Annotated in this window: 1 pseudogene; it reads right to left on the bottom strand. The window is 61.0% G+C overall.

From position 1 onward, the window contains the following. Positions 1–359, bottom strand: a pseudogene (locus tag AC0L3I_RS37025) (FAD-dependent oxidoreductase); the annotation flags it as partial.

The raw sequence follows: 359 nt of genomic DNA, 5'->3' as shown, positions 1-359 counted from the left end.
AACTGCACCAGCCGCCGGTTCAATCCGGTTTCCTTCTTCCTCAGCACGGCATCGCGGCCAAGAAAATCGCCCTTGGCGGTCTTCACTGCGAAGCCGAGGCCTGCCTCCAGCACATTGTCCTCGTCGGTGATGTCGTGGCCGAAATGCCGGAACGCCTTTTCGATGCGGCAGGAATCCAGCGTGTGCAGGCCGCAGAGTTTCAGGCCGACATCGGCGCCGGCCTCCTCGATCGCCTCGAACACGTGGGCTGCCTGATCGGTCGAGACATAAAGCTCCCAACCCAGTTCGCCGACATAGGTCACACGATGGGCACGGGCCAGCCCCATGCCGATTTCTATCTCCTGAAACGTTCCGAATGG

It is taken from the genome of Mesorhizobium sp. WSM4840 (genome assembly GCF_055811755.1).
The sequence above is the reverse complement of the archived record's forward strand: the minus strand, read 5'-3'. Positions and strand labels throughout refer to the sequence as shown.